The sequence below is a fragment of the Ruegeria sp. ABV4_181 genome (genome assembly GCF_056158465.1).
Map to the genome: position 1 here is coordinate 1,594,848 of NZ_JBSWTI010000002.1, position 18,945 is coordinate 1,613,792.

Below are 18,945 nucleotides of genomic sequence, written 5' to 3' on the forward strand. Positions count from 1 at the left end.
CTTATGAACAAGATCACCCCGCAACCCGGTATCATGGACATCGCGCTGTATCAGGGCGGACAGTCGCATGTGGCCGGGGTGAAACATGTGATCAAGCTCAGCTCGAACGAGAACCCCTTCGGCCCGAGCCCCAGGGCGATTGAGGCCGCGCGCGACAGCGCGGCCACCCTGCATCGCTATCCCAGCACCGACCACGCCGGTTTGCGTGCGTCAATCGGAGCGCGCCACGGGCTGGACCCGGCGCGGATCATCTGTGGCGTGGGCAGCGACGAGGTGCTGCAATTCGTGGCGCAGGCATATGCGGGGCCGGGGGATGAGGTCATCTATACCGAACACGGATTCTCGATGTATCCGATCATCGCCCGTATGGTCGGGGCAACCCCGGTTATGGTGGCGGAACGGGACCGCCATGTGGACGTGGACAACATCCTTGCCGCTGTCACGGACCGGACGCGGATCGTTTTCGTGACCAATCCGGGCAATCCGACATCAACCATGATCCCTGATGCAGAACTGGTGCGCCTTGCCGAAGGGCTGCCGCAAACCTGCCTGATGGTGATCGACGGGGCCTATGCCGAGTTCGTGGCAGGGTTCGACGGTGGCGCAGCGCTGGTGGATCGGTTTGACAACGTGATCATGACGCGCACCTTTTCCAAGATATACGGTCTGGGTGGAATGCGCGTTGGCTGGGGGTATGCCGCGCAGCCCATCATCGACGTGCTGAACCGCGTGCGCCAGCCATTCAACCTGTCACTGACCGCTTTGGCAGCGGCCGAGGCGGCAGTGCAGGACGAGGAATATTTGACTTTCTGCCATGCCGAAAACGCCCGCCTGCGCGTGTGGCTGTCCGATGAGCTGGCGAAGATCGGTGTTCACTCGGATGCGTCCTGCACCAATTTCGTCCTCGCACGCTTTGGTGACCGGGCCGAGGCCGAGGCCTGCGACGACTACCTCAAAACGCAGGGTTTGATCGTGCGTCGTGTAGCCGGTTACAACCTGCCGAATGCCCTGCGGATCACCGTTGGCGATGAAGAGGCTTGCCGCCGTGTCGTGGCAGCAATCACCACGTTCAAGGGGGGTGCGGCATGAGCCGGGTTTACGACCGTGTGGCGCTGATCGGGCTGGGGCTTATTGCATCCTCGATGTTCTGGGCCATCAAACGATCCGGCCTTGCCGGTGAGGTCACCGGTTATGCCCGATCCGAAGCCACCCGCCACACCGCTCGGCGCATCGGCCTGTGTGACCGCGTCTGTGACAGCGCGCAAGAGGCGGTCGAAGGGGCCGACCTTGTGGTGCTGTGCGTACCTGTCGGAGCCATGGGGGCGGTCGCTCGGGACATTGCGTCTGCGCTGAAGCCGGGGGCGACTGTGACGGATGTAGGTTCCGTCAAACGGCACGTCATCCGGGCGGTATCCCCGCACATCCCGGAAGGTGTTCATTTCATCCCTGCCCACCCGCTGGCCGGGACCGAACATTCGGGCCCGGAATCGGGTTTTGCCGAGCTGTTCGACAACCGCTGGTGCCTGTTGGTGCCGGCCGACGGCTCGGATCCAGATGCAATCGCACGCCTGCGCGCGCTGTGGGAGGGGATGGGCTCCAACGTCGATGAGATGGACGCGGACCACCACGATCTGGTTCTGGCCGTGACATCGCACGCGCCGCACCTGATCGCCTATACGATGGTGGGGGTTGCGGATGACCTGCGCCGTGTAACCGACAGCGAAGTGATCAAGTATTCCGCCGCCGGTTTTCGCGATTTCACCCGCATCGCGGCTTCGGACCCGACGATGTGGCGCGATGTGTTTCTGACCAACAAGGACGCGACGCTTGAGATTCTGGGGCGCTTTACCGAAGAGTTGTTTGCCCTGCAGCGCGCCATCCGAACCGGTGACGGAGAGCACCTGTTCGACTATTTCACGCGCACGCGGGCGATCCGGCGCGGGATCATCGACGCCGGGCAGGATACCGACGCGCCCGATTTCGGGCGGGGGAAAGCGAACCCATGAGGCTTGGCCGGCGGTACCTGACGATTGGATTTGTGGCCGTCAGCGCCACATTGGTCCACGCGGCCCCGCTGGAAACCTCTCTGGTGCCGGTGGCCCGACCGGCGGCCGCACAGGTCCTTGCGTTCGTCAGCGCAGCCCCCAATGCTCTCATCCGGCCGACGCCGCGCCCGGTGTCACCTCAGGTTCTGGCTGTGGCCGCCAGACCATCGGATTTGCCTCTGCTGGGGCCGGATACCTCTCTGATGCCTTATCTGCGCCCCAAGTCGCTGGAGCAGGAGGCGTTTTTCAAACGCCGGAAACTGCGCAAGGGTTCGGTCTGCGGCGACATTGACATTCAGGGCAAACCCGTCGGCAACGTACCCGGCAGGATCAAGGCCTGTGGGATCAAGGACGCCGTGCAGATCACATCGGTATCAGGTGTCGCACTAAGCCGTCCGTCCACGATGGATTGCGGCACGGCCATTGCGCTGAATGAATGGGTCGACAAATCGGTCAAGCCGACCTTCCAGCGGCGCGGGCCCGTGGTTGAGCTAAAGGTGGCCGCCCATTATGCCTGCCGAACCAGAAACAACCGAAAGGGCGCGCGGATCTCGGAACATGGCAAAGGGCGTGCCATCGACATTTCGGGTTTCAAGATGGCGGATGGGCAGGTGGTCACGGTTCTGAATGGCTGGCGTAAGAACCCGTCGCAAAGCCAGTTGATCAAGATCTGGCGCGGGGCGTGCGGCCCGTTTGGTACGGTGCTGGGGCCGAACTCGGACCGGTATCACCGTGATCATTTCCATCTGGACACGGCCCGCCATCGCCGGGGGCCGTACTGCCGCTAGCGCAGGATCAGCCGCGGAGCCGGCCCAAGGGGCAGGGGCCCCAGGGCAACGAACCCGTCACGGAAATTCAGCTGCATGTCCAGGGCGTTCGGGTTTCCACCCAACCCTGCCATAAAGTTCAGCGCGCGGGTCACGGGATCGACGGCCTGATCCGGCAAAGCCCCCGCCGCATTGGCCATCGCGATCATGTCGCGCCAATTCTCGGCCTTGATCGCGATCTCGCCTGTGGGAATCCCCTGCGTGTCCACATCCAGCTTTCCGGTCGCAAACAATCGAAGGGCACCCCACTTCATCTCGGCCAGGCGCAGGTCGATACTCACCGGTTGCGGTCGGCTTTGTTCCAGCGCCGAACGGTCCCAGGCTTTGTCAAACGTGGCGGTCAAATCCAGTTCAAGCGTCTCGAACGCCTGCGGCAGGGTGGTGGCCGACCGCATCAGATCGCGCAATTCGTCGCCGGGCGTAAAGCCGTCGATCCTTGCGCCGATCACATAAGCCTCGGGCGTGGGTGTCTGCTCCATCACAAGGGCAATCGTGTCCCCTCCGGCCAGCGCCTCGGCGTCATTCGTGATCGACCATGGCCCCGCTGTCAGCGCCATTTTTTCCAGCACCAGCGCCACGCCGGGTTGCAATTGCAATTCGGCCTGCAGGTCGCCGGCCTGAATGGTTGAGGTCTGGTCGAAATAGGACAGTCGATGCGGCGTGTCGGCAAAGCGCAGCACCTGCCGGCCGGGCCAGATCGCGGGGCTCTGGAACTCGATCCAGTCTGCGCTCCAGGCCGTGCCGTTCACGGGATCAGCCAGTGCGGGGTTGTACAGGCGGGTCATGTGATGCAGCGGGTATCCGGCGGTTTCCACGTCTGAAAACTCGGCCTGCCAACCCTGTTCCTGCTGCGTGTCGAACCAGGTCGTGATCGCATTGCGCAACCCGATTCCGGCGACGAACCAATAGGCGCTCCAGATCACAACTGCGAAAATGATGAAACGTATCAGACCGCGCATTGCAGATGGCCCTTTTTCCTGCGTTGGAATTGATGTTTATAGGCGCAAACGGGCAAGGACCAGAGCTATGACGATGTGGGTTTTCGGATATGGATCGCTGTTGTGGAACCCGGGCTTTCCGGTGGCCCGCAGCGAACGCGCCACATTGCACGGCTACGCGCGGTCCTTCTGCATGAGCTCGATCCACCATCGCGGTACCGAGGAAAAGCCGGGGCTGGTTCTGGCGCTGGACGAACAGGCCGATGCGCAATGCAAGGGTCTGGCGCTGGCGGTTGAAACCGGTCACGAAGACCGCACCCTGTACGAGTTGCGCGAGCGCGAGTTGATATCCTCGGCCTATGTCGAAAAGATGCTGGATGTCCATCTGGACTGCGGCAACGTCATAAGCGCCGTGACCTATGTGATTGATGCCGATCACGTGCAGTATTGCGGCGGCATGCCATTGGAAGAACAGGCGCAGATCATTGCCCATGCCGTGGGTGGGCGCGGCCCCAACACCGAATATCTGTACAATACCGCCGAACACCTGGCCGAGATCGACCTGCGCGATGCCGATCTTGAGTGGTTGGCGCAACGGGTGCGCAGCCTTACCGCATAAACCCTTGGCGTCACCGGCGTTATTTCGCTAAATTCGCGTCAGAGCAGGCAAAAACCGGGAACCACGCGCATGGCGCAGGCACATCAGGGCGCGAGACCCCATTTCTCGCATCCCATTCGGCAAATTGTGATGATGTTGATCGCAATTGCTCTGGCGGGTCTGGGCGTCTTCATGGCGCTGCCCTACGTGATGCCGGTCATTCAGGCCAACCCGTACCTGAACGGCTTTATCATCCTGGTTTTTATCATCGGTGTATTCGCCTGTTTCTATCAGGTGACGCAGCTGATCGGCTCGGTCCGGTGGATTGAAGCCTTTGTCGGCGGGGTCGTCCGCGAAGATGCCCGCACGCCGCAATTACTGGCCCCTTTGGCCTCGTTGTTGCGCGAAAGGGGTGCGCGGTCGCAGATCAGTTCCACCTCGACACGATCCATTCTGGACTCGGTCGCGGAACGGGTCGAGGAAGAGCGTGAGATCACCCGCTATATCACCAACGTCCTGATCTACCTGGGCCTTTTGGGGACGTTCTTTGGGCTGGCCACAACCGTTCCCGCCATTGTCGATACCATCCGCAGCCTCAATCCGCAGGAAGGCGAAGAAGGGCTGGCCGTGTTCAACCGCCTTATGGTTGGTCTGGAATCCCAGCTACAGGGTATGGGCGTTGCCTTCGGGTCCTCGCTGCTGGGTCTGGCGGGGTCGCTGATCGTTGGCCTGCTTGAACTTTTTGCGGGCCACGGACAAAACAGGTTCTACCGCGAGCTTGAGGAATGGCTGTCATCCATCACCCGCGTCGGCTTTGCCGGGGTCGAGGAGGGCGGCGCGGAGCTGGCCGTGTTGACGCCGGTCCTGGACGCGATGTCCGAACAGATGGATGCGTTACAGGACCTCTTTACCGCGCAAGAGGCGGACCGCGCCGCGGTATCGTCCAGACTGGGGCAGTTGGCCGACGCGATCGGGGAGATGAATCAGAGGCAATCGGACAGCGAAGGTGTGACTGCGGCACTGGAGCGTGTTGCTTTGGGCCAGGATGCCCTGCTGGATCACATGCGTGAACAGGGCGCGGGCGAAGGGATCGACGCCGAAAGCCGGATGCGCCTGCGGTCGATGGACGTGCAATTGCTGCGCATCCTCGAAGAAATCTCGGCCGGCCGGCAGGAGAGCATGAGCGAATTGCGCAAGGATATCGAATTGCTGGTCAAAGCCCTGACATTGCCCCGAGGCGCTGTGCGCACCGCTCCGGAAGGAGAGTAACCTATGGCTCTGTCCCGTCGCACAGGTCAGCGGTTTCAGGGGTCGGTCTGGCCCGGCTTCGTGGATGCCATCACCGGCCTGCTGATGGTGCTGACCTTTGTGCTGACCATCTTCATGGTGGTGCAGTTCGTGCTGCGGGAAACCATTTCGGGGCAAGAGGACGAACTGAGCGCCCTGTCCGACGAGGTTGCGGCCCTGGCCGGTGCATTGGGGTTGGAAGAGCGTGAAAACAGCCGGTTGCAGGCGCGTCTGGGTGTGTTGAATACAACCTTGTCGCAGGTCGAGACCGAACTGGTCCAGGCCCAGATTCAGATTACCGATTTTGAAGCACAGGTTGCGGCTTTGCTGACTGAACAGGACCGCGCCCGGGGGCAGATCGAAACGCTGGAATCGCAGCGGACTGAACTGCAAGGCGAGCGGGATGCATTAAGTCAGGCTCTGGCCCAAAGCCGCGATGAGATTGATGCGCAGACCGAGGCCGCGCGTCTGGCCGCTGCGCAGCGCGAAGCGCTGGAGGCTCTGGTCGCTGACCTTGAACAAAGCGATGCGGCGCAGTCCACCCGGATTACCGAACTTGAAGACCAGCTTGGCGCAGAAGAAGCGGCCAGACTGGCCGAAGCCGCAGCCGCCGAGGCCCTGCGCGACCGTTTGCAGAATGCCGATGCCGAACTGACCGCCATGACCCTGGCGCTGGAGGCGCAACGCAAGCAGGCCGAGGAAACTCTGACATTGCTGGCCGCCGCACAGGCCGCCAGAGCAGAGCTGGAGCGCCAGTTCGGTGCGTTGAACCCGGAAGAGTTGCAGGCCCAGTTGCAGGCGGCGCTGGCTGCGCAAACGCAGGCGCAGGCCGAGGCGCAGGCCCAGCGGTCGCTTGCTGATGAGCGCGCCGCCCTGCTGGCAGTGGCGCGCGACACGCTTTCCTCCGAAAAAGCGATTTCGGAAAGGGCGCAGCGTGAAACCGCATTGCTGAATCAGCAGATGGCGGCGCTGCGCGAACAGCTTGGCGGGTTGCAGGCCCTGCTGGACGATTACGAAGAACGCAATGCGGCGGCCGATATCCGCATCCAGACACTGGGCCAGGACCTCAACGCCGCGTTGGCGCGCGCGGCGTCGGAAGAACGCCGCCGGCGTCTGTTGGAAGAGGCCGAGCGCGCCCGGCTGGAGGCTGAGGCCGAAGCTCTGTCCGGTCAGAACGAGGAACTGGCAGCGCAGGCCGAGGATCTTCAGCGTTACCGCTCGGAGTTCTTTGGCCGGTTGCGCGACGTGCTGGGTGATCAGGAAGGTGTCCGGATCGAAGGCGACAGGTTTGTGTTTTCCTCAGAAGTTCTGTTCGACACCGGATCGGCGATCCTGTCGGGGGCCGGGCAGCAGGAGGTTGCGAAAGTGGCCAACATCCTGCGCAGCGTGGCCGCCGAAATACCGGAAGGCTTGAACTGGGTGATCCGGGTCGACGGCCACACGGACAACGTGCCTCTGGCCGGGTCAGGGCGTTACCGCGACAATTGGGAGCTTAGCCAGGGGCGGGCATTGTCGGTGGTGCGTTATATGGTCGACGCTTTGGGCATCCCGCCGAACCGGCTTGCCGCCAACGGGTTTGGAGAGTTTCAGCCGGTCAATCCGGCCGACACGCCAGAGGCCCGGGCGCAGAACCGCCGGATTGAACTGAAACTGACCGAGAGATGACGCGGTGAAACCCGCGATTGAGACCCGGGTCGCGCGGTATCTGACCCACCCGCAGGTCCTGATTGACCCCGCTGTGGACGTTCCGAACTGGTCGCTGAACGATCTTGGCAGATCCCGCGTGGCTGACCTGGCCCAAGACCTTGGCGTGTTGCGGCGGACAAGGCGGGTGATCAGCAGCACCGAGACCAAGGCGATTGAAACCGCCAAACCTCTGGCGGCTGCCCTGGGGTTGCAGGCCGAGCTACGTCCGGACATGCACGAGATTGATCGCAGCGCCACAGGTTATTTGCCGGCAGACGAATTTGAGGCTGTTGCCGATCAGTTTTTTGCCACCCCTGAGGACAGCGTCAGAGGTTGGGAAAGGGCGGTAGATGTTCAGGGGCGCATCATGCGCGCAGTTTCGCGCTTTTTGTCGGAACCGGGGGAGGGCGACATCCTTTTTGTCGGGCATGGCGGTGTCGGCACGCTGCTCTACTGCGCACTGTCAGGTCTGCCGATTAGCCGGAAACATGATCAGAGTCCCGGAGGTGGAGGCAACTGGTTCCAGTTCGATCTGGATCGAATGAAGCCCCTGCAACCGTGGCGTCCGATGGAAACGCTGTATGGGTCATGAACCAAGCGGCCCTTTACGGATCGGTTGCAAAGAAAAAGCCCGCTGAAGGACAGCGGGCTTTGAAATTTTGAAGGGGGAGATTAATCCGCTGTCAGCAATGGCGGTTTGTCCCCCGGAATGCGTGGCTGATCGGGGCCCAGAATCTCCAGATCCAGTTCGCCTTTCTTGACCGACACACGGACCACACCGCCCTTGGCCAGCTTGCCGAACAGCAACTCCTCGGCCAGAGGTTTCTTGATGTGTTCCTGGATCACGCGGCCCAGCGGACGCGCGCCCATCTTGTCGTCATAGCCCTTGTCGGCCAGCCATTCGGCGGCTTTGGGCGTCAGGTCGATTGTCACGTTGCGATCCAGCAACTGCGCCTCAAGCTGCAGGACGAATTTCTCGACCACTTGTAGGATGACCTCTTTCGGCAGCGGCGCGAAGGAAATCACCGCGTCCAGACGGTTGCGGAATTCCGGCGTGAACATGCGTTCGATCGCGGCGGTATCTTCGCCTTCGCGCCGGTCACGGGCAAAGCCGATGGCAGCCTTGGCCTGTTCTTGCGCGCCCGCGTTCGAGGTCATGATCAACACCACGTTGCGGAAGTTCACAGTGCGGCCGTTGTGGTCGGTCAATTCACCGTGGTCCATCACCTGCAACAGGATATTGAACACGTCTGGATGGGCTTTCTCGATCTCGTCCAGCAGCAGCACGCAATGCGGATGCTGATCGACGCCATCAGTCAGCAGGCCACCCTGATCGAAGCCCACATAACCCGGAGGCGCACCGATCAGACGGGAAACCGCGTGTTTCTCCATGTATTCCGACATGTCAAAGCGCAGCAGTTCCACACCCAGCGTATCCGCCAGTTGTTTCGCCACTTCGGTCTTGCCCACACCGGTCGGACCGGCGAACAGGTAGTTGCCGATGGGTTTTTCTGGTTCGCGCAAACCGGCACGGGCCAGCTTGATCGCGCTGGACAGTGCTTCGATGGCTTCGTCCTGACCGAACACCACCCGTTTCAGCGAGGCTTCGAGGTCTTTCAGAACCTCGGCATCGTCCTTGGTGACGTTCTTGGGCGGGATGCGGGCGATCTTGGCGACCACGGCCTCGATTTCCTTCACGCCGATGGTCTTGCGACGTTTGCTTTCCGCGACCAGATGCTGTGCCGCGCCGGCCTCGTCAATCACGTCGATGGCCTTGTCCGGCAGCTTGCGGTCGTTGATGTAGCGGGCCGAAAGCTCAACTGCGGTTTTGATCGCATCGGCGGTGTACTTAATCTCGTGATGCTTTTCGAAATAGGGTTTCAGACCGCGCAGGATCTTCACGCTGTCCTCGACCGAAGGCTCATTCACGTCAATCTTCTGGAACCGGCGGCTCAGCGCGCGGTCCTTTTCGAAGTGCTGACGGAATTCCTTATACGTGGTCGATCCCATGGTGCGCAGCTTGCCGCCCTGCAGGGCAGGTTTCAGCAGGTTCGACGCATCCATCGCGCCGCCCGAAGTGGCACCGGCACCGATCACGGTGTGAATCTCGTCGATGAACAGCACCGCGTCGGGGTGATCTTCCAACTCGGTCACAACCGCCTTGAGCCGTTCCTCGAAATCACCGCGATAGCGGGTACCGGCCAGCAACGCGCCCATGTCCAGCGAATAGATGGTGGTTTCCGACAGCACGTCAGGCGCCTCACCGGCCACGATCTTGTGCGCAAGACCTTCGGCGATGGCGGTTTTGCCCACGCCCGGATCCCCCACCAGCAGCGGGTTGTTCTTGCGGCGGCGGCAGAGAACCTGAATGCAGCGTTCAACCTCATCGGCGCGGCCGATCAGCGGATCGACATCACCCGCCCGCGATTTCGCGTTCAGATCGATGCAGTATTTACCCAGCGCGCTTTCCTTCTGCTCGCCTTCGCCCGAGCTGGACTGAACCTCTTCCTCCACCTGATCCGCGCCAGAGACCGAGCGGCTTTCGCCATAGGCCGGGTCCTTGGCGACGCCATGCGCAATGAAGTTCACCGCGTCATAGCGGGTCATGTCCTGTTCCTGCAGGAAATAGGCCGCATTGCTTTCGCGTTCGGCGAAGATGGCAACCAGAACATTGGCCCCGGTCACTTCGGTCCGGCCCGAGCTTTGAACGTGGATCGCAGCGCGCTGGATGACGCGCTGGAACGCGGCTGTGGGTACGGCTTCGGATCCGTCAATATCGGTGACCAGATTGGAAAGGTCTTCGTCAATGAATTCGACCAGAGTGCTGCGCAACTCGTCCAGATCGACGCTGCAGGCTTTCATGACGCGAATGGCGTCAGGTTCCTCAAGCAGCGCCAGCAACAGATGCTCCAGCGTTGCGAATTCGTGGCGCCGTTCATTCGCCGCCGCCAGGGCCGCGTGAATGGCTTGTTCTAATGTGCTCGAGAATGAAGGCACGCGGGTGCTCCTCTGTCTTGGGTCGAAGGGGCAGGCTTCGGCCGGAAACCCCCTCCAACCATGTCCTCATACTATTAGAGTTTGGTTGATCGTGGCCCGGCTTCAAGGGTTTTCTTTCACTTGACAGTCACATTTCACGTGACCGTGGCCGTGAAGAGATCGAAATAGGCGCTAGAACCGGTCTTTTCTAGCCCGCACTTCGGCAAAAACGGCAGCGGGATCGGCGTTTTCTATGCCAAGATGTGCCTGAATTGCCGGATCGGCGACGCGCAGAAACGGGTTTGTGGCTTTTTCCAGCGCCAGAGATGACGGAACCGTGGATTCTCCGGCAGCGCGGAGGCGATCGATATCGGCCACGCGTTGCTGTAATGCGGCGTTGTCGGGATCGACGGTCACCGCAAATTTGGCGTTGGATTGTGTATATTCGTGTCCAGAACACACAATTGTTTCGTCCGGCAGGGCGGCGAGCTTGCTGAGTGAGGCCCACATTTGCGGTGCGGTTCCTTCGAACAGGCGACCGCAACCCAGTGCCATCAGGCTGTCGGCGGTGAAAACCACTGCACTTTGCGGCAGGTAGTAGGCAACGTGGCCGACCGTGTGACCAGAGACATCGATCACCTGGACGGGCTCACCACCGATTTCGAACGTATCGCCTTCGTTGACCTGCTGATCCAGAGGCGGCAGCCGGTGGGCATCGGCGGCAGCGCCGATCACCTGTGCGGGATGCTGGTTTAGGATGTCGGCCAGCCCATCGACGTGATCCCAATGGTGGTGGGTCAGCAGAACATGCGACAGGGTCCACCCCCGTGCCGCCAGTTCAGTCAGAATCGGCGCGGCTTCGGGGGCATCGACCAGCGCGGTGTCCCCGGTTGCGGCATCATGCGCCAGAAATGCGTAATTGTCGCTGAGACAGGGAATGGTGACGATCTCAAGAGGCATGGCCTTTTGCCTTTTCGTTGCTAGACTGCGCTCAGCTAAGCCGATTGACCGGGTGTCCGCAATGCATCTTGATGTGCAGGATCTGAGGAATTTTTACTATCGCAGCACCCTGGGTCGGGCCGCACAGGCCGCGATCCGCGGGCGGCTGGTCGATCTGTGGCCCGAAGCAAAGGGTCAGACTGTGGTCGGCTTTGGATTCGCGGTTCCGCTGCTGCGGCCTTATCTGGCGGATGCGCGACGTGTGATCGGCCTGATGCCCGGCCCGCAGGGGGTGATGCCCTGGCCGGCCGGGATGCCCAATGTTTCCGTGCTGACTGAAGAGACGCTCTGGCCCATCGAAACCGGCCATGTGGACAAGCTGGTTGTCATGCACGGGCTTGAGACCTCAAGCCGCCCCAGCGAATTGCTGAACGAATGCTGGCGGGTTCTGGGGCCGGGTGGTCGCGCCCTGTTTGTTGTGCCGAACCGGGCCGGTCTCTGGTCGCGCACCGACCGAACGCCCTTTGGCTTTGGGCGTCCCTATTCGGCATCGCAGTTGGAGGGCCAGCTCAAGGCGCATCACTTCCTTCCCGAGAACCATTGTTCCGCGCTGTATCTGCCGCCGTCATTCCGTCGATTTTGGTTGAAATCAGGCAGTCTGATCGAAAAAACCGGTCAGCGTGTGCCGACGGTCATGGCGGGCGGTGTTCTGATGGTTGAAGTCACCAAGCATATCCGGCCACCCAGCGGCAGCGTCACCAAGGACAGGGAACGACGCCCGATCAAAGCGCTGGACGGTCTGTTGAAGCCAGCATAGAAAAATGTCTCGTTTTGCGACGCTTCAAACTGTGAAATTGCGGAAAAAAGGTCACAGGAATCGCAAAAACCTACAGTTTGGTAACATTTTTCCCTCGTTTCAGGCGCACCAAAGGGTCGCACTTGGCGTAAGCGTCTGAAAACAATGACTTTGTGGATAAAACGCTTCCCGTGATAATATATTGCTAGCTGGGTTCGCCTCTGCTACATCCCCGGTGATTTTGATCCCCGGCCGCATGGACGGGGTTTCTTCACGCCCCCGGGGTAGCTGCCGCAACGCGAATTCGGGGCCCAAAATATCGGAAGGGTGGACGTGTCCGAACCAGCTTCGATTTCCACAGGCATTGCCGAGCGCTATGCCACCGCGATCTTCGAGATCGCCAAAGAGAATAACGACCTTGCAGGTCTGGAAACCGGAATCAACGATCTGGCAGCAGCTTTGGGCGAAAGCGCCGAATTGCGCGACCTGATCGCGTCGCCTCTGGTTTCGCGTGCCGAACAGGAAGGCGCGATCACCGCAATCGCTGACAAAATGGGTCTGAACCCGATCCTGCGCAATACGCTGGGCCTGATGGCGCAGAAACGCCGCCTTTTCGTGGTGCCGCAGCTGGTGCAGGTACTGCGCGACATGCTGGCGGATGAGCGTGGCGAAGTGACTGCCGATGTCGCCTCGGCCAAGGCGCTGACCAAGACACAACTGGAAAAACTGTCCAAGACGCTGTCCGAGCGTGTGGGCAAGACCGTGACAATCAATGCGACCGTGGATGAAAGCCTCATCGGCGGTCTTGTCGTTAAAGTGGGCTCGAAAATGATCGACAGTTCGATCCGTTCGAAGCTGAACTCCCTACAGAATGCAATGAAAGAGGTCGGATAAATGGGAATCCAAGCTGCAGAGATTTCTGCAATCCTGAAGGACCAGATCAAGAATTTTGGTCAGGAAGCCGAAGTGGCCGAGATCGGCCGCGTGCTGAGCGTCGGTGACGGGATTGCCCGTGTATACGGCCTGGACAACGTGCAAGCGGGTGAGATGGTCGAATTCCCCGGCGGCATCATGGGCATGGCCCTGAACCTGGAAAGCGACAACGTGGGTGTCGTTATCTTCGGGTCCGACCGTGACATCAAAGAGGGTGACACTGTCAAGCGCACCAACTCGATCGTGGACGTTCCGATCGGTGACGAGCTGCTGGGCCGCGTTGTAGACGGTCTGGGCAACCCGCTGGACGGCAAAGGCCCGATCAACGCCTCCAAGCGTGGCGTTGCAGACGTCAAAGCCCCGGGCATCATCCCGCGTAAATCGGTGCACGAGCCGATGGCAACCGGCCTGAAATCGGTTGACGCGATGATCCCGATCGGCCGTGGCCAGCGGGAACTGATCATTGGTGACCGTCAGACCGGCAAGACCGCCGTTGCTCTGGACACCATCCTGAACCAGAAAGTTTACAACGAAGCCGCCGGCGACGACGAGTCCAAGAAACTGTACTGCGTTTACGTTGCGGTTGGTCAGAAGCGTTCGACCGTTGCGCAGCTGGTGAAGAAACTGGAAGAGTCCGGCGCAATCGACTACTCGATCGTTGTGGCTGCGACAGCGTCCGATCCGGCGCCGATGCAGTTCCTGGCGCCTTACGCCGCGACTGCGATGGCCGAGTACTTCCGCGACAATGGCCGCCACGCTCTGATCATCTATGATGACCTGTCGAAACAGGCTGTGTCCTATCGTCAGATGTCGCTGCTGCTGCGCCGTCCGCCCGGACGTGAAGCCTATCCTGGTGACGTTTTCTACCTTCACTCCCGTCTGCTGGAGCGTTCGGCGAAGCTGAACGAAGACTTCGGTGCAGGCTCGCTAACCGCTCTGCCGGTTATCGAAACGCAAGGTGGAGACGTTTCCGCGTTTATTCCGACCAACGTGATCTCGATCACCGACGGTCAGATCTTCCTGGAAACCGAACTGTTTTACCAAGGCATCCGCCCTGCTGTGAACACTGGTCTGTCGGTTTCGCGTGTGGGCTCTTCGGCTCAAACCGATGCGATGAAGTCGGTTGCTGGTCCGGTTAAACTGGAACTGGCTCAGTACCGCGAAATGGCTGCGTTTGCGCAGTTTGGTTCAGACCTCGACGCCGCAACTCAGCAGCTGCTGAACCGTGGTGCGCGCCTGACCGAGCTGATGAAACAGCCGCAGTACTCGCCGCTGACCAACGCCGAAATCGTCTGCGTCATCTTTGCAGGCACTAACGGTTACCTCGACAAGATCGACGTCTCAGATGTTGGCCGCTATGAGGCTGGTCTGCTGGCGCATCTGCGCGGCAAGCACGCTGACCTGCTGAAGTGGATCACCGACGAAGATCCGAAGGTCAAAGGTGAAGCGTCCGACAAGATCAAGGCAGCGATCGACGAATACGCCGCAACCTTCGCTTGATAGGAGGTTCCGATGCCTAGTCTGAAGGACCTTAAAAACAGGATCGAGTCGGTCAAATCGACCCGCAAGATCACCAAGGCCATGCAGATGGTCGCGGCAGCAAAACTGCGCCGCGCCCAGGAATTTGCCGAAGCCTCGCGCCCCTATGCCGAACGGTTCAATGCCGTGATGGCGGGGCTGGCGGCGTCGGTCGGGGGCAGCGACAGCGCCCCCAAGCTGCTCCGTGGTACGGGCAGCGATGATGTCCATCTGCTGGTTGTGATGACAGCTGAACGCGGCCTGTGCGGCGGCTTCAACGCGAACATCGCCAAGCTTGCCCGCGCCAAGGCGGACGAGCTGCGCGGCAAGGGCAAGACGGTCAAGGTTCTGACCGTCGGCAAGAAGGGCCGCGACGCGCTCAAGCGCGATTTGGGCGATCTGTTCGTCGGACATGTGGACCTGAGCGAAGTCAAGCGTCTGGGCTATTCCAACGCGCAGGACATCGCCAAGGACGTGTTGTCCCGCTTTGACGGGGGTGAGTTCGACGTTGCCACGATCTTCTACTCGAAGTTCGTCAACGTCGTGACCCAGATCCCGACGGCACAGCAGGTCATCCCAGCCTCGTTCGAAGACGAAGCGACGGATGACGACAGCGGTGCCATCTTCGATTACGAGCCCAGCGAAGAGGCCATTCTGGCCGACTTGCTGCCCAAGGGGGTTGCGACCGCGATCTTCTCGGCTCTGCTCGAAAACGGAGCGTCTGAACAGGGTGCACGGATGTCCGCGATGGACAACGCGACACGCAACGCGGGTGAGATGATCGACAAGCTGACGATCCAGTTCAACCGCTCGCGTCAGGCCGTGATCACCAACGAGCTGATTGAAATTATTTCCGGCGCCGAAGCGCTGTAGAGACATACCGGAGACGAAACATGGCGAATGCAAAAGGCAAAGTCACACAGATCATCGGGGCCGTCGTCGACGTGCACTTCGATGACGCACTGCCTGAAATTCTGAACGCGCTGGAAACCACCAACAACGGCAAGCGCCTGGTGTTGGAAGTTGCTCAGCACCTGGGTGAAAACACCGTCCGCACCATCGCGATGGACGCGACCGAAGGTCTGGTCCGTGGCGAAGTGGTAACCGACACCGGCGGCCCGATCTCGGTGCCGGTTGGTAACGCCACGCTGGGCCGCATCCTGAACGTGGTCGGTGAGCCGATCGACGAAAAAGGCCCGGTTGAAGCGACCGAAGCCCGCGCGATCCACCAGCCCGCGCCGACCTTTGACGAACAGTCGACCGAGTCGGAAGTTCTGGTTACCGGTATCAAGGTTGTTGACCTGCTGGCCCCCTACGCCAAAGGCGGTAAAATCGGCCTGTTCGGCGGCGCCGGCGTTGGTAAAACCGTTCTGATCATGGAACTGATCAACAACATCGCCAAAGTACACTCCGGCTTCTCGGTGTTTGCGGGCGTTGGTGAACGGACCCGTGAAGGCAACGACCTGTACTGGGAAATGATCGAATTGAACGTGATCAAGCCGGACAACCTGTCGGAAAGCCAAGTGGCTCTGGTTTACGGTCAGATGAACGAACCTCCCGGAGCGCGCGCGCGTGTTGCTCTAACCGGTCTGACCCTGGCCGAGCAGTTCCGCGACCAGTCCGGTACCGACGTTCTATTCTTCGTCGACAACATCTTCCGCTTCACGCAGGCGGGTTCCGAGGTTTCCGCTCTGCTGGGTCGTATTCCTTCCGCGGTGGGCTACCAGCCGACGCTGGCCACCGACATGGGCGCCCTGCAGGAACGTATCACCTCGACCAAGTCGGGCTCGATCACCTCGGTGCAGGCGATCTACGTGCCTGCGGACGACCTCACCGACCCTGCGCCGGCAACCTCGTTTGCGCACCTGGACGCGACCACCGTTCTTAACCGTGCGATCTCGGAAAAGGGTATCTACCCGGCGGTTGACCCGCTCGACTCGACCTCGCGCCTGCTCGATCCGGCCATCGTTGGCGAAGAGCACTACAAGGTTGCGACCGACGTTCAGCAGATCCTCCAGCGCTACAAGTCGCTGCAGGACATCATCGCCATCCTCGGCATGGACGAACTGTCGGAAGAGGACAAACTGACCGTGGCCCGTGCCCGTAAGATCGAACGCTTCCTGTCGCAGCCGTTCGACGTGGCCGAGGTTTTCACCGGCTCGCCGGGCGTTCAGGTTCCTCTGGATGTGACCATCTCGTCGTTCAAAGCGGTTGTCGCTGGCGAATACGATCACCTGCCCGAAGCGGCCTTCCTGATGGTTGGCGGCATCGAAGAAGTGATCGCCAAAGCGGAAAAGATGGCCGCAGAAGCCGCCTAAGGAGTATCCCTGATGGCAAACACGATGCAATTCGACCTCGTCAGCCCCGAGCGGAGCCTTGCTTCGCTTGAGGCCAGCGCGGTCCAGATTCCCGGCGCGGACGGGGACATGACGGCAATGCCCGATCATGCCCCCACCATCACCACTCTGCGCCCGGGCATCCTGAAGGTCGAGGCACCCGAAGGCTCCAGTGAATATCTGGTCACTGGCGGTTTTGCCCAGATCAACGGCGACAGCCTGTCGGTTCTGGCCGAAAAGGCCATTCCGGTGGCCGAGGTGACCCGGTCGCATCTGGACGACCTGATCGCCGAGGCGCGCGCCTCGCACGAGGCGGCAAAAACCGGCGAGGATCAGACCATCGTCGACGATGCCGCCAAGCTGCTGGCCGACATGGAAGCCCTTGGGACGCATATGAGCCTGTAAGGCAAAATGCGCTTAGATTTGCGAAACGGCCCTGCCTTGGCGGGGCCGTTTTTTTTTGTCGTGATTTTGCGGAGGCGCCGGGATAAGGTTTGGAAATTCATAGATAAAGACGACAAAATGAGAACTTTTCGAACCCATCCCATTGGCATTGATCAGGGCGAGGCCGTGCTGTTTTCCGACTTCGCCGACGGCGGCGACATGTGGACCGGCGAAGGCCCGAGAGAGCGTCGCTCGGCCATCACCTTCAGCCAGCGGTTTCGCTCGGCACCCTTGGTTCAAATAGGTATTTCGCTGTGGGATGTTGACACAACCTCGGCCCTGCGCGCCGAAGTGGCGGCCGAAGGCGTCACGCCGGAAGGCTTCGACGCCGTGTTCCGCACGTGGTCAGACACACGTATCGCGCGGATACGGGTGACGTGGACCGCGATAGGCGAGGTTGCGCACCCGGATGACTGGGATATTTCCTAACGATCAAATCTTCGGAACTAATTCGATTTAGGCGACTATTCCTGACCCTAGCCGCCTAAAGCAGAAGTTGGGGCGGCGGAAACTGCCGCCCCCATAGACTTCAATCCATGTGGTACATCGACTCGTAAATCGGTGTCAGTGTCTTATCCTCGAACAGAGACGACACGCTGGTGCCGTTCCAGATGTTCAGGATCGCTTGCGTAAAGATCGGCGCGGTGGGCACGATGCGGATGTTCTTCGCCTTGGCGATCTCTTTGGTAGGCTGGATCGTATCGGTCAGCACCAGAGATTTCATGACCGAGTTTGTCACCCGTTCCACTGCCGGGCCGCTCATCACGCCGTGAGTGATGTAGGAATGAACCTCTTTCGCGCCGTTATCCAGCAGCACCTGCGCCGCCTTGCACAGTGTACCGGCCGTGTCGCACATGTCGTCGACGATCAGGCAGATCTTGTCCTTAACGTCACCGATCACAGTCATCTCGGCCACCTCACCGGCCTTTTCGCGGCGCTTGTCCACGATCGACAGGGGGGCGTTGATCCGCTTGGCCAGTTCGCGCGCGCGTGCGACGCCGCCGACGTCGGGCGAAACGACCATGATCTCGTCCATCTGGTCCTTGAACTGGTTTTTCACGTCCAGCGCAAAGATCGGCGAAGCATAGAGGTTGTCGACCGGAATATCGAAAAAACCCTGAATCTGTGCGGCATGCAGATCCATGGTCAGCACCCGCTCGATCCCCGCTCCGGTCAGCATGTTGGCCACCAGCTTGGCGGAAATAGGCGTGCGGGCCTTGGTGCGGCGGTCCTGACGGGCATAGCCAAAATAGGGGATCACGGCGGTGATGCGTTGTGCCGACGACCGGCGCAGCGCGTCGGCGATGATCAGCAATTCCATCAGATTGTCATTGGCCGGGTTCGAGGTCGGCTGGACGATGAACATATCCTCTCCCCGGACATTCTCGAACACTTCGACGAAAATCTCGCCATCATTGAACCGTTCAACCCGCGCATCGACCAGGCCCTGATCGACACCGCGATACAGGCTCATGCGGCGCGAGATTGTTTCGGCAAGCGGAAGGTTTGCGTTCCCAGCGATGAGCTTGGGTTCGTTGAGTGTCGGCATCGGCTGAAGTCCCCGGGCAGCAATGGCAATGTGACAGATTCGTGATGTTGACACCGCTTAGCATGGCCTTACC

Annotated in this window: 18 protein-coding genes; 14 read left to right on the top strand and 4 right to left on the bottom strand. The window is 60.6% G+C overall.

All coding sequences use genetic code 11. The features are described from left to right. Positions 1-3 precede the first annotated feature (3 nt). Genes hisC through ACXAC3_RS07860 form a run of 3 tightly spaced genes read left to right on the top strand, consistent with a single transcriptional unit; the run spans position 4 to position 2,833 of the window. Complete coding sequence (gene hisC, locus ACXAC3_RS07850; RefSeq protein WP_475158436.1) at positions 4-1,089, top strand: histidinol-phosphate transaminase; 1,086 nt, start codon at positions 4-6, stop codon at positions 1,087-1,089. Next, complete coding sequence (locus tag ACXAC3_RS07855; RefSeq protein WP_475158439.1) at positions 1,086-2,006, top strand: prephenate/arogenate dehydrogenase family protein; 921 nt, start codon at positions 1,086-1,088, stop codon at positions 2,004-2,006. Before hisC ends, ACXAC3_RS07855 begins: the two co-directional genes overlap by 4 nt. Beyond that, positions 2,003-2,833: an extensin-like domain-containing protein gene (locus tag ACXAC3_RS07860; RefSeq protein WP_475158441.1), complete on the top strand. Its 831-nt coding sequence runs from the start codon at positions 2,003-2,005 to the stop codon at positions 2,831-2,833. The genes ACXAC3_RS07855 and ACXAC3_RS07860 overlap by 4 nt, the downstream gene beginning before the upstream one ends. Here the strand turns inward: ACXAC3_RS07860 and ACXAC3_RS07865 are convergent. Next, complete coding sequence (locus ACXAC3_RS07865; protein ID WP_475158442.1) at positions 2,830-3,831, bottom strand: DUF2125 domain-containing protein; 1,002 nt, start codon at positions 3,829-3,831, stop codon at positions 2,830-2,832. The two genes, ACXAC3_RS07860 and ACXAC3_RS07865, sit on opposite strands and share 4 nt — an antisense overlap. Before the next feature lie 67 nt (positions 3,832-3,898). Between ACXAC3_RS07865 and ACXAC3_RS07870 the strand changes: the two genes are divergently transcribed. The 4 genes from ACXAC3_RS07870 (at position 3,899) to ACXAC3_RS07885 (ending at position 7,973) form a co-directional block, all read left to right on the top strand. Beyond that, complete coding sequence (locus ACXAC3_RS07870) at positions 3,899-4,429, top strand: gamma-glutamylcyclotransferase (protein WP_475158444.1); 531 nt, start codon at positions 3,899-3,901, stop codon at positions 4,427-4,429. 69 nt (positions 4,430-4,498) lie between these two features. Then, complete coding sequence (locus ACXAC3_RS07875; RefSeq protein ID WP_475158445.1) at positions 4,499-5,677, top strand: biopolymer transporter ExbB; 1,179 nt, start codon at positions 4,499-4,501, stop codon at positions 5,675-5,677. Positions 5,678-5,680: 3 nt separating this feature from the next. Continuing rightward, a complete protein-coding gene (locus ACXAC3_RS07880) occupies positions 5,681-7,360 on the top strand; it encodes a peptidoglycan -binding protein (RefSeq protein WP_475158446.1) in 1,680 nt (559 codons plus the stop codon). 4 nt (positions 7,361-7,364) lie between these two features. Next, positions 7,365-7,973, top strand: a complete 609-nt coding sequence (locus tag ACXAC3_RS07885) for a histidine phosphatase family protein (protein WP_475158447.1) — start codon at positions 7,365-7,367, stop codon at positions 7,971-7,973. Positions 7,974-8,053: 80 nt separating this feature from the next. Here the strand turns inward: ACXAC3_RS07885 and clpA are convergent, their stop codons facing one another. After that, on the bottom strand, positions 8,054-10,378 hold the full coding sequence (gene clpA / locus ACXAC3_RS07890; protein ID WP_475158449.1) for an ATP-dependent Clp protease ATP-binding subunit ClpA: 2,325 nt from the start codon (positions 10,376-10,378) through the stop codon (positions 8,054-8,056). Between the two features lie 171 nt (positions 10,379-10,549). Continuing rightward, positions 10,550-11,317 carry a hydroxyacylglutathione hydrolase gene (gene gloB / locus ACXAC3_RS07895; protein ID WP_475158452.1) on the bottom strand — a complete coding sequence of 256 codons (768 nt, stop codon included), beginning with the start codon at positions 11,315-11,317 and terminating at the stop codon, positions 10,550-10,552. Positions 11,318-11,378: 61 nt separating this feature from the next. Here gloB and ACXAC3_RS07900 point away from each other — a divergent pair, with 61 nt between their 5' ends. The 7 genes from ACXAC3_RS07900 (at position 11,379) to ACXAC3_RS07930 (ending at position 17,752) form a co-directional block, all read left to right on the top strand. Continuing rightward, positions 11,379-12,113 carry a methyltransferase domain-containing protein gene (locus ACXAC3_RS07900; protein ID WP_475158455.1) on the top strand — a complete coding sequence of 245 codons (735 nt, stop codon included), beginning with the start codon at positions 11,379-11,381 and terminating at the stop codon, positions 12,111-12,113. Between the two features lie 312 nt (positions 12,114-12,425). After that, positions 12,426-12,986, top strand: a complete 561-nt coding sequence (locus tag ACXAC3_RS07905) for a F0F1 ATP synthase subunit delta (RefSeq protein WP_475158460.1) — start codon at positions 12,426-12,428, stop codon at positions 12,984-12,986. Then, positions 12,987-14,525 carry a F0F1 ATP synthase subunit alpha gene (gene atpA / locus ACXAC3_RS07910; protein WP_475158464.1) on the top strand — a complete coding sequence of 513 codons (1,539 nt, stop codon included), beginning with the start codon at positions 12,987-12,989 and terminating at the stop codon, positions 14,523-14,525. Between the two features lie 12 nt (positions 14,526-14,537). Next, complete coding sequence (locus ACXAC3_RS07915) at positions 14,538-15,416, top strand: F0F1 ATP synthase subunit gamma (protein ID WP_475158466.1); 879 nt, start codon at positions 14,538-14,540, stop codon at positions 15,414-15,416. 20 nt (positions 15,417-15,436) lie between these two features. Continuing rightward, positions 15,437-16,861 (top strand): F0F1 ATP synthase subunit beta, encoded by a 1,425-nt coding sequence (gene atpD, locus ACXAC3_RS07920; protein ID WP_475158468.1) that lies wholly within the window; start codon positions 15,437-15,439, stop codon positions 16,859-16,861. Between the two features lie 12 nt (positions 16,862-16,873). Beyond that, positions 16,874-17,284 carry a F0F1 ATP synthase subunit epsilon gene (locus tag ACXAC3_RS07925; RefSeq protein WP_475158469.1) on the top strand — a complete coding sequence of 137 codons (411 nt, stop codon included), beginning with the start codon at positions 16,874-16,876 and terminating at the stop codon, positions 17,282-17,284. Positions 17,285-17,401: 117 nt separating this feature from the next. Next, on the top strand, positions 17,402-17,752 hold the full coding sequence (locus ACXAC3_RS07930; RefSeq protein ID WP_475158472.1) for an H-type lectin domain-containing protein: 351 nt from the start codon (positions 17,402-17,404) through the stop codon (positions 17,750-17,752). Between the two features lie 100 nt (positions 17,753-17,852). Here ACXAC3_RS07930 and ACXAC3_RS07935 read toward each other — a convergent pair whose 3' ends face one another. Further along, positions 17,853-18,872: a ribose-phosphate pyrophosphokinase gene (locus ACXAC3_RS07935; protein WP_475158476.1), complete on the bottom strand. Its 1,020-nt coding sequence runs from the start codon at positions 18,870-18,872 to the stop codon at positions 17,853-17,855. Positions 18,873-18,945 lie beyond the last annotated feature (73 nt).

What these genes read in the sequence shown, in the direction of transcription:
- hisC (WP_475158436.1), top strand. Translation starts at nt 4, where the DNA reads ATGAACAAGATCACCCCGCAACCCGGTATCATGGACATCGCGCTGTAT.
- ACXAC3_RS07855 (WP_475158439.1), top strand. Translation starts at nt 1,086, where the DNA reads ATGAGCCGGGTTTACGACCGTGTGGCGCTGATCGGGCTGGGGCTTATT.
- ACXAC3_RS07860 (WP_475158441.1), top strand. Translation starts at nt 2,003, where the DNA reads ATGAGGCTTGGCCGGCGGTACCTGACGATTGGATTTGTGGCCGTCAGC.
- ACXAC3_RS07865 (WP_475158442.1), bottom strand. Translation starts at nt 3,831, where the DNA reads ATGCGCGGTCTGATACGTTTCATCATTTTCGCAGTTGTGATCTGGAGC.
- ACXAC3_RS07870 (WP_475158444.1), top strand. Translation starts at nt 3,899, where the DNA reads ATGACGATGTGGGTTTTCGGATATGGATCGCTGTTGTGGAACCCGGGC.
- ACXAC3_RS07875 (WP_475158445.1), top strand. Translation starts at nt 4,499, where the DNA reads ATGGCGCAGGCACATCAGGGCGCGAGACCCCATTTCTCGCATCCCATT.
- ACXAC3_RS07880 (WP_475158446.1), top strand. Translation starts at nt 5,681, where the DNA reads ATGGCTCTGTCCCGTCGCACAGGTCAGCGGTTTCAGGGGTCGGTCTGG.
- gloB (WP_475158452.1), bottom strand. Translation starts at nt 11,317, where the DNA reads ATGCCTCTTGAGATCGTCACCATTCCCTGTCTCAGCGACAATTACGCA.
- ACXAC3_RS07900 (WP_475158455.1), top strand. Translation starts at nt 11,379, where the DNA reads ATGCATCTTGATGTGCAGGATCTGAGGAATTTTTACTATCGCAGCACC.
- atpA (WP_475158464.1), top strand. Translation starts at nt 12,987, where the DNA reads ATGGGAATCCAAGCTGCAGAGATTTCTGCAATCCTGAAGGACCAGATC.
- ACXAC3_RS07915 (WP_475158466.1), top strand. Translation starts at nt 14,538, where the DNA reads ATGCCTAGTCTGAAGGACCTTAAAAACAGGATCGAGTCGGTCAAATCG.
- atpD (WP_475158468.1), top strand. Translation starts at nt 15,437, where the DNA reads ATGGCGAATGCAAAAGGCAAAGTCACACAGATCATCGGGGCCGTCGTC.
- ACXAC3_RS07925 (WP_475158469.1), top strand. Translation starts at nt 16,874, where the DNA reads ATGGCAAACACGATGCAATTCGACCTCGTCAGCCCCGAGCGGAGCCTT.
- ACXAC3_RS07930 (WP_475158472.1), top strand. Translation starts at nt 17,402, where the DNA reads ATGAGAACTTTTCGAACCCATCCCATTGGCATTGATCAGGGCGAGGCC.
- ACXAC3_RS07935 (WP_475158476.1), bottom strand. Translation starts at nt 18,872, where the DNA reads ATGCCGACACTCAACGAACCCAAGCTCATCGCTGGGAACGCAAACCTT.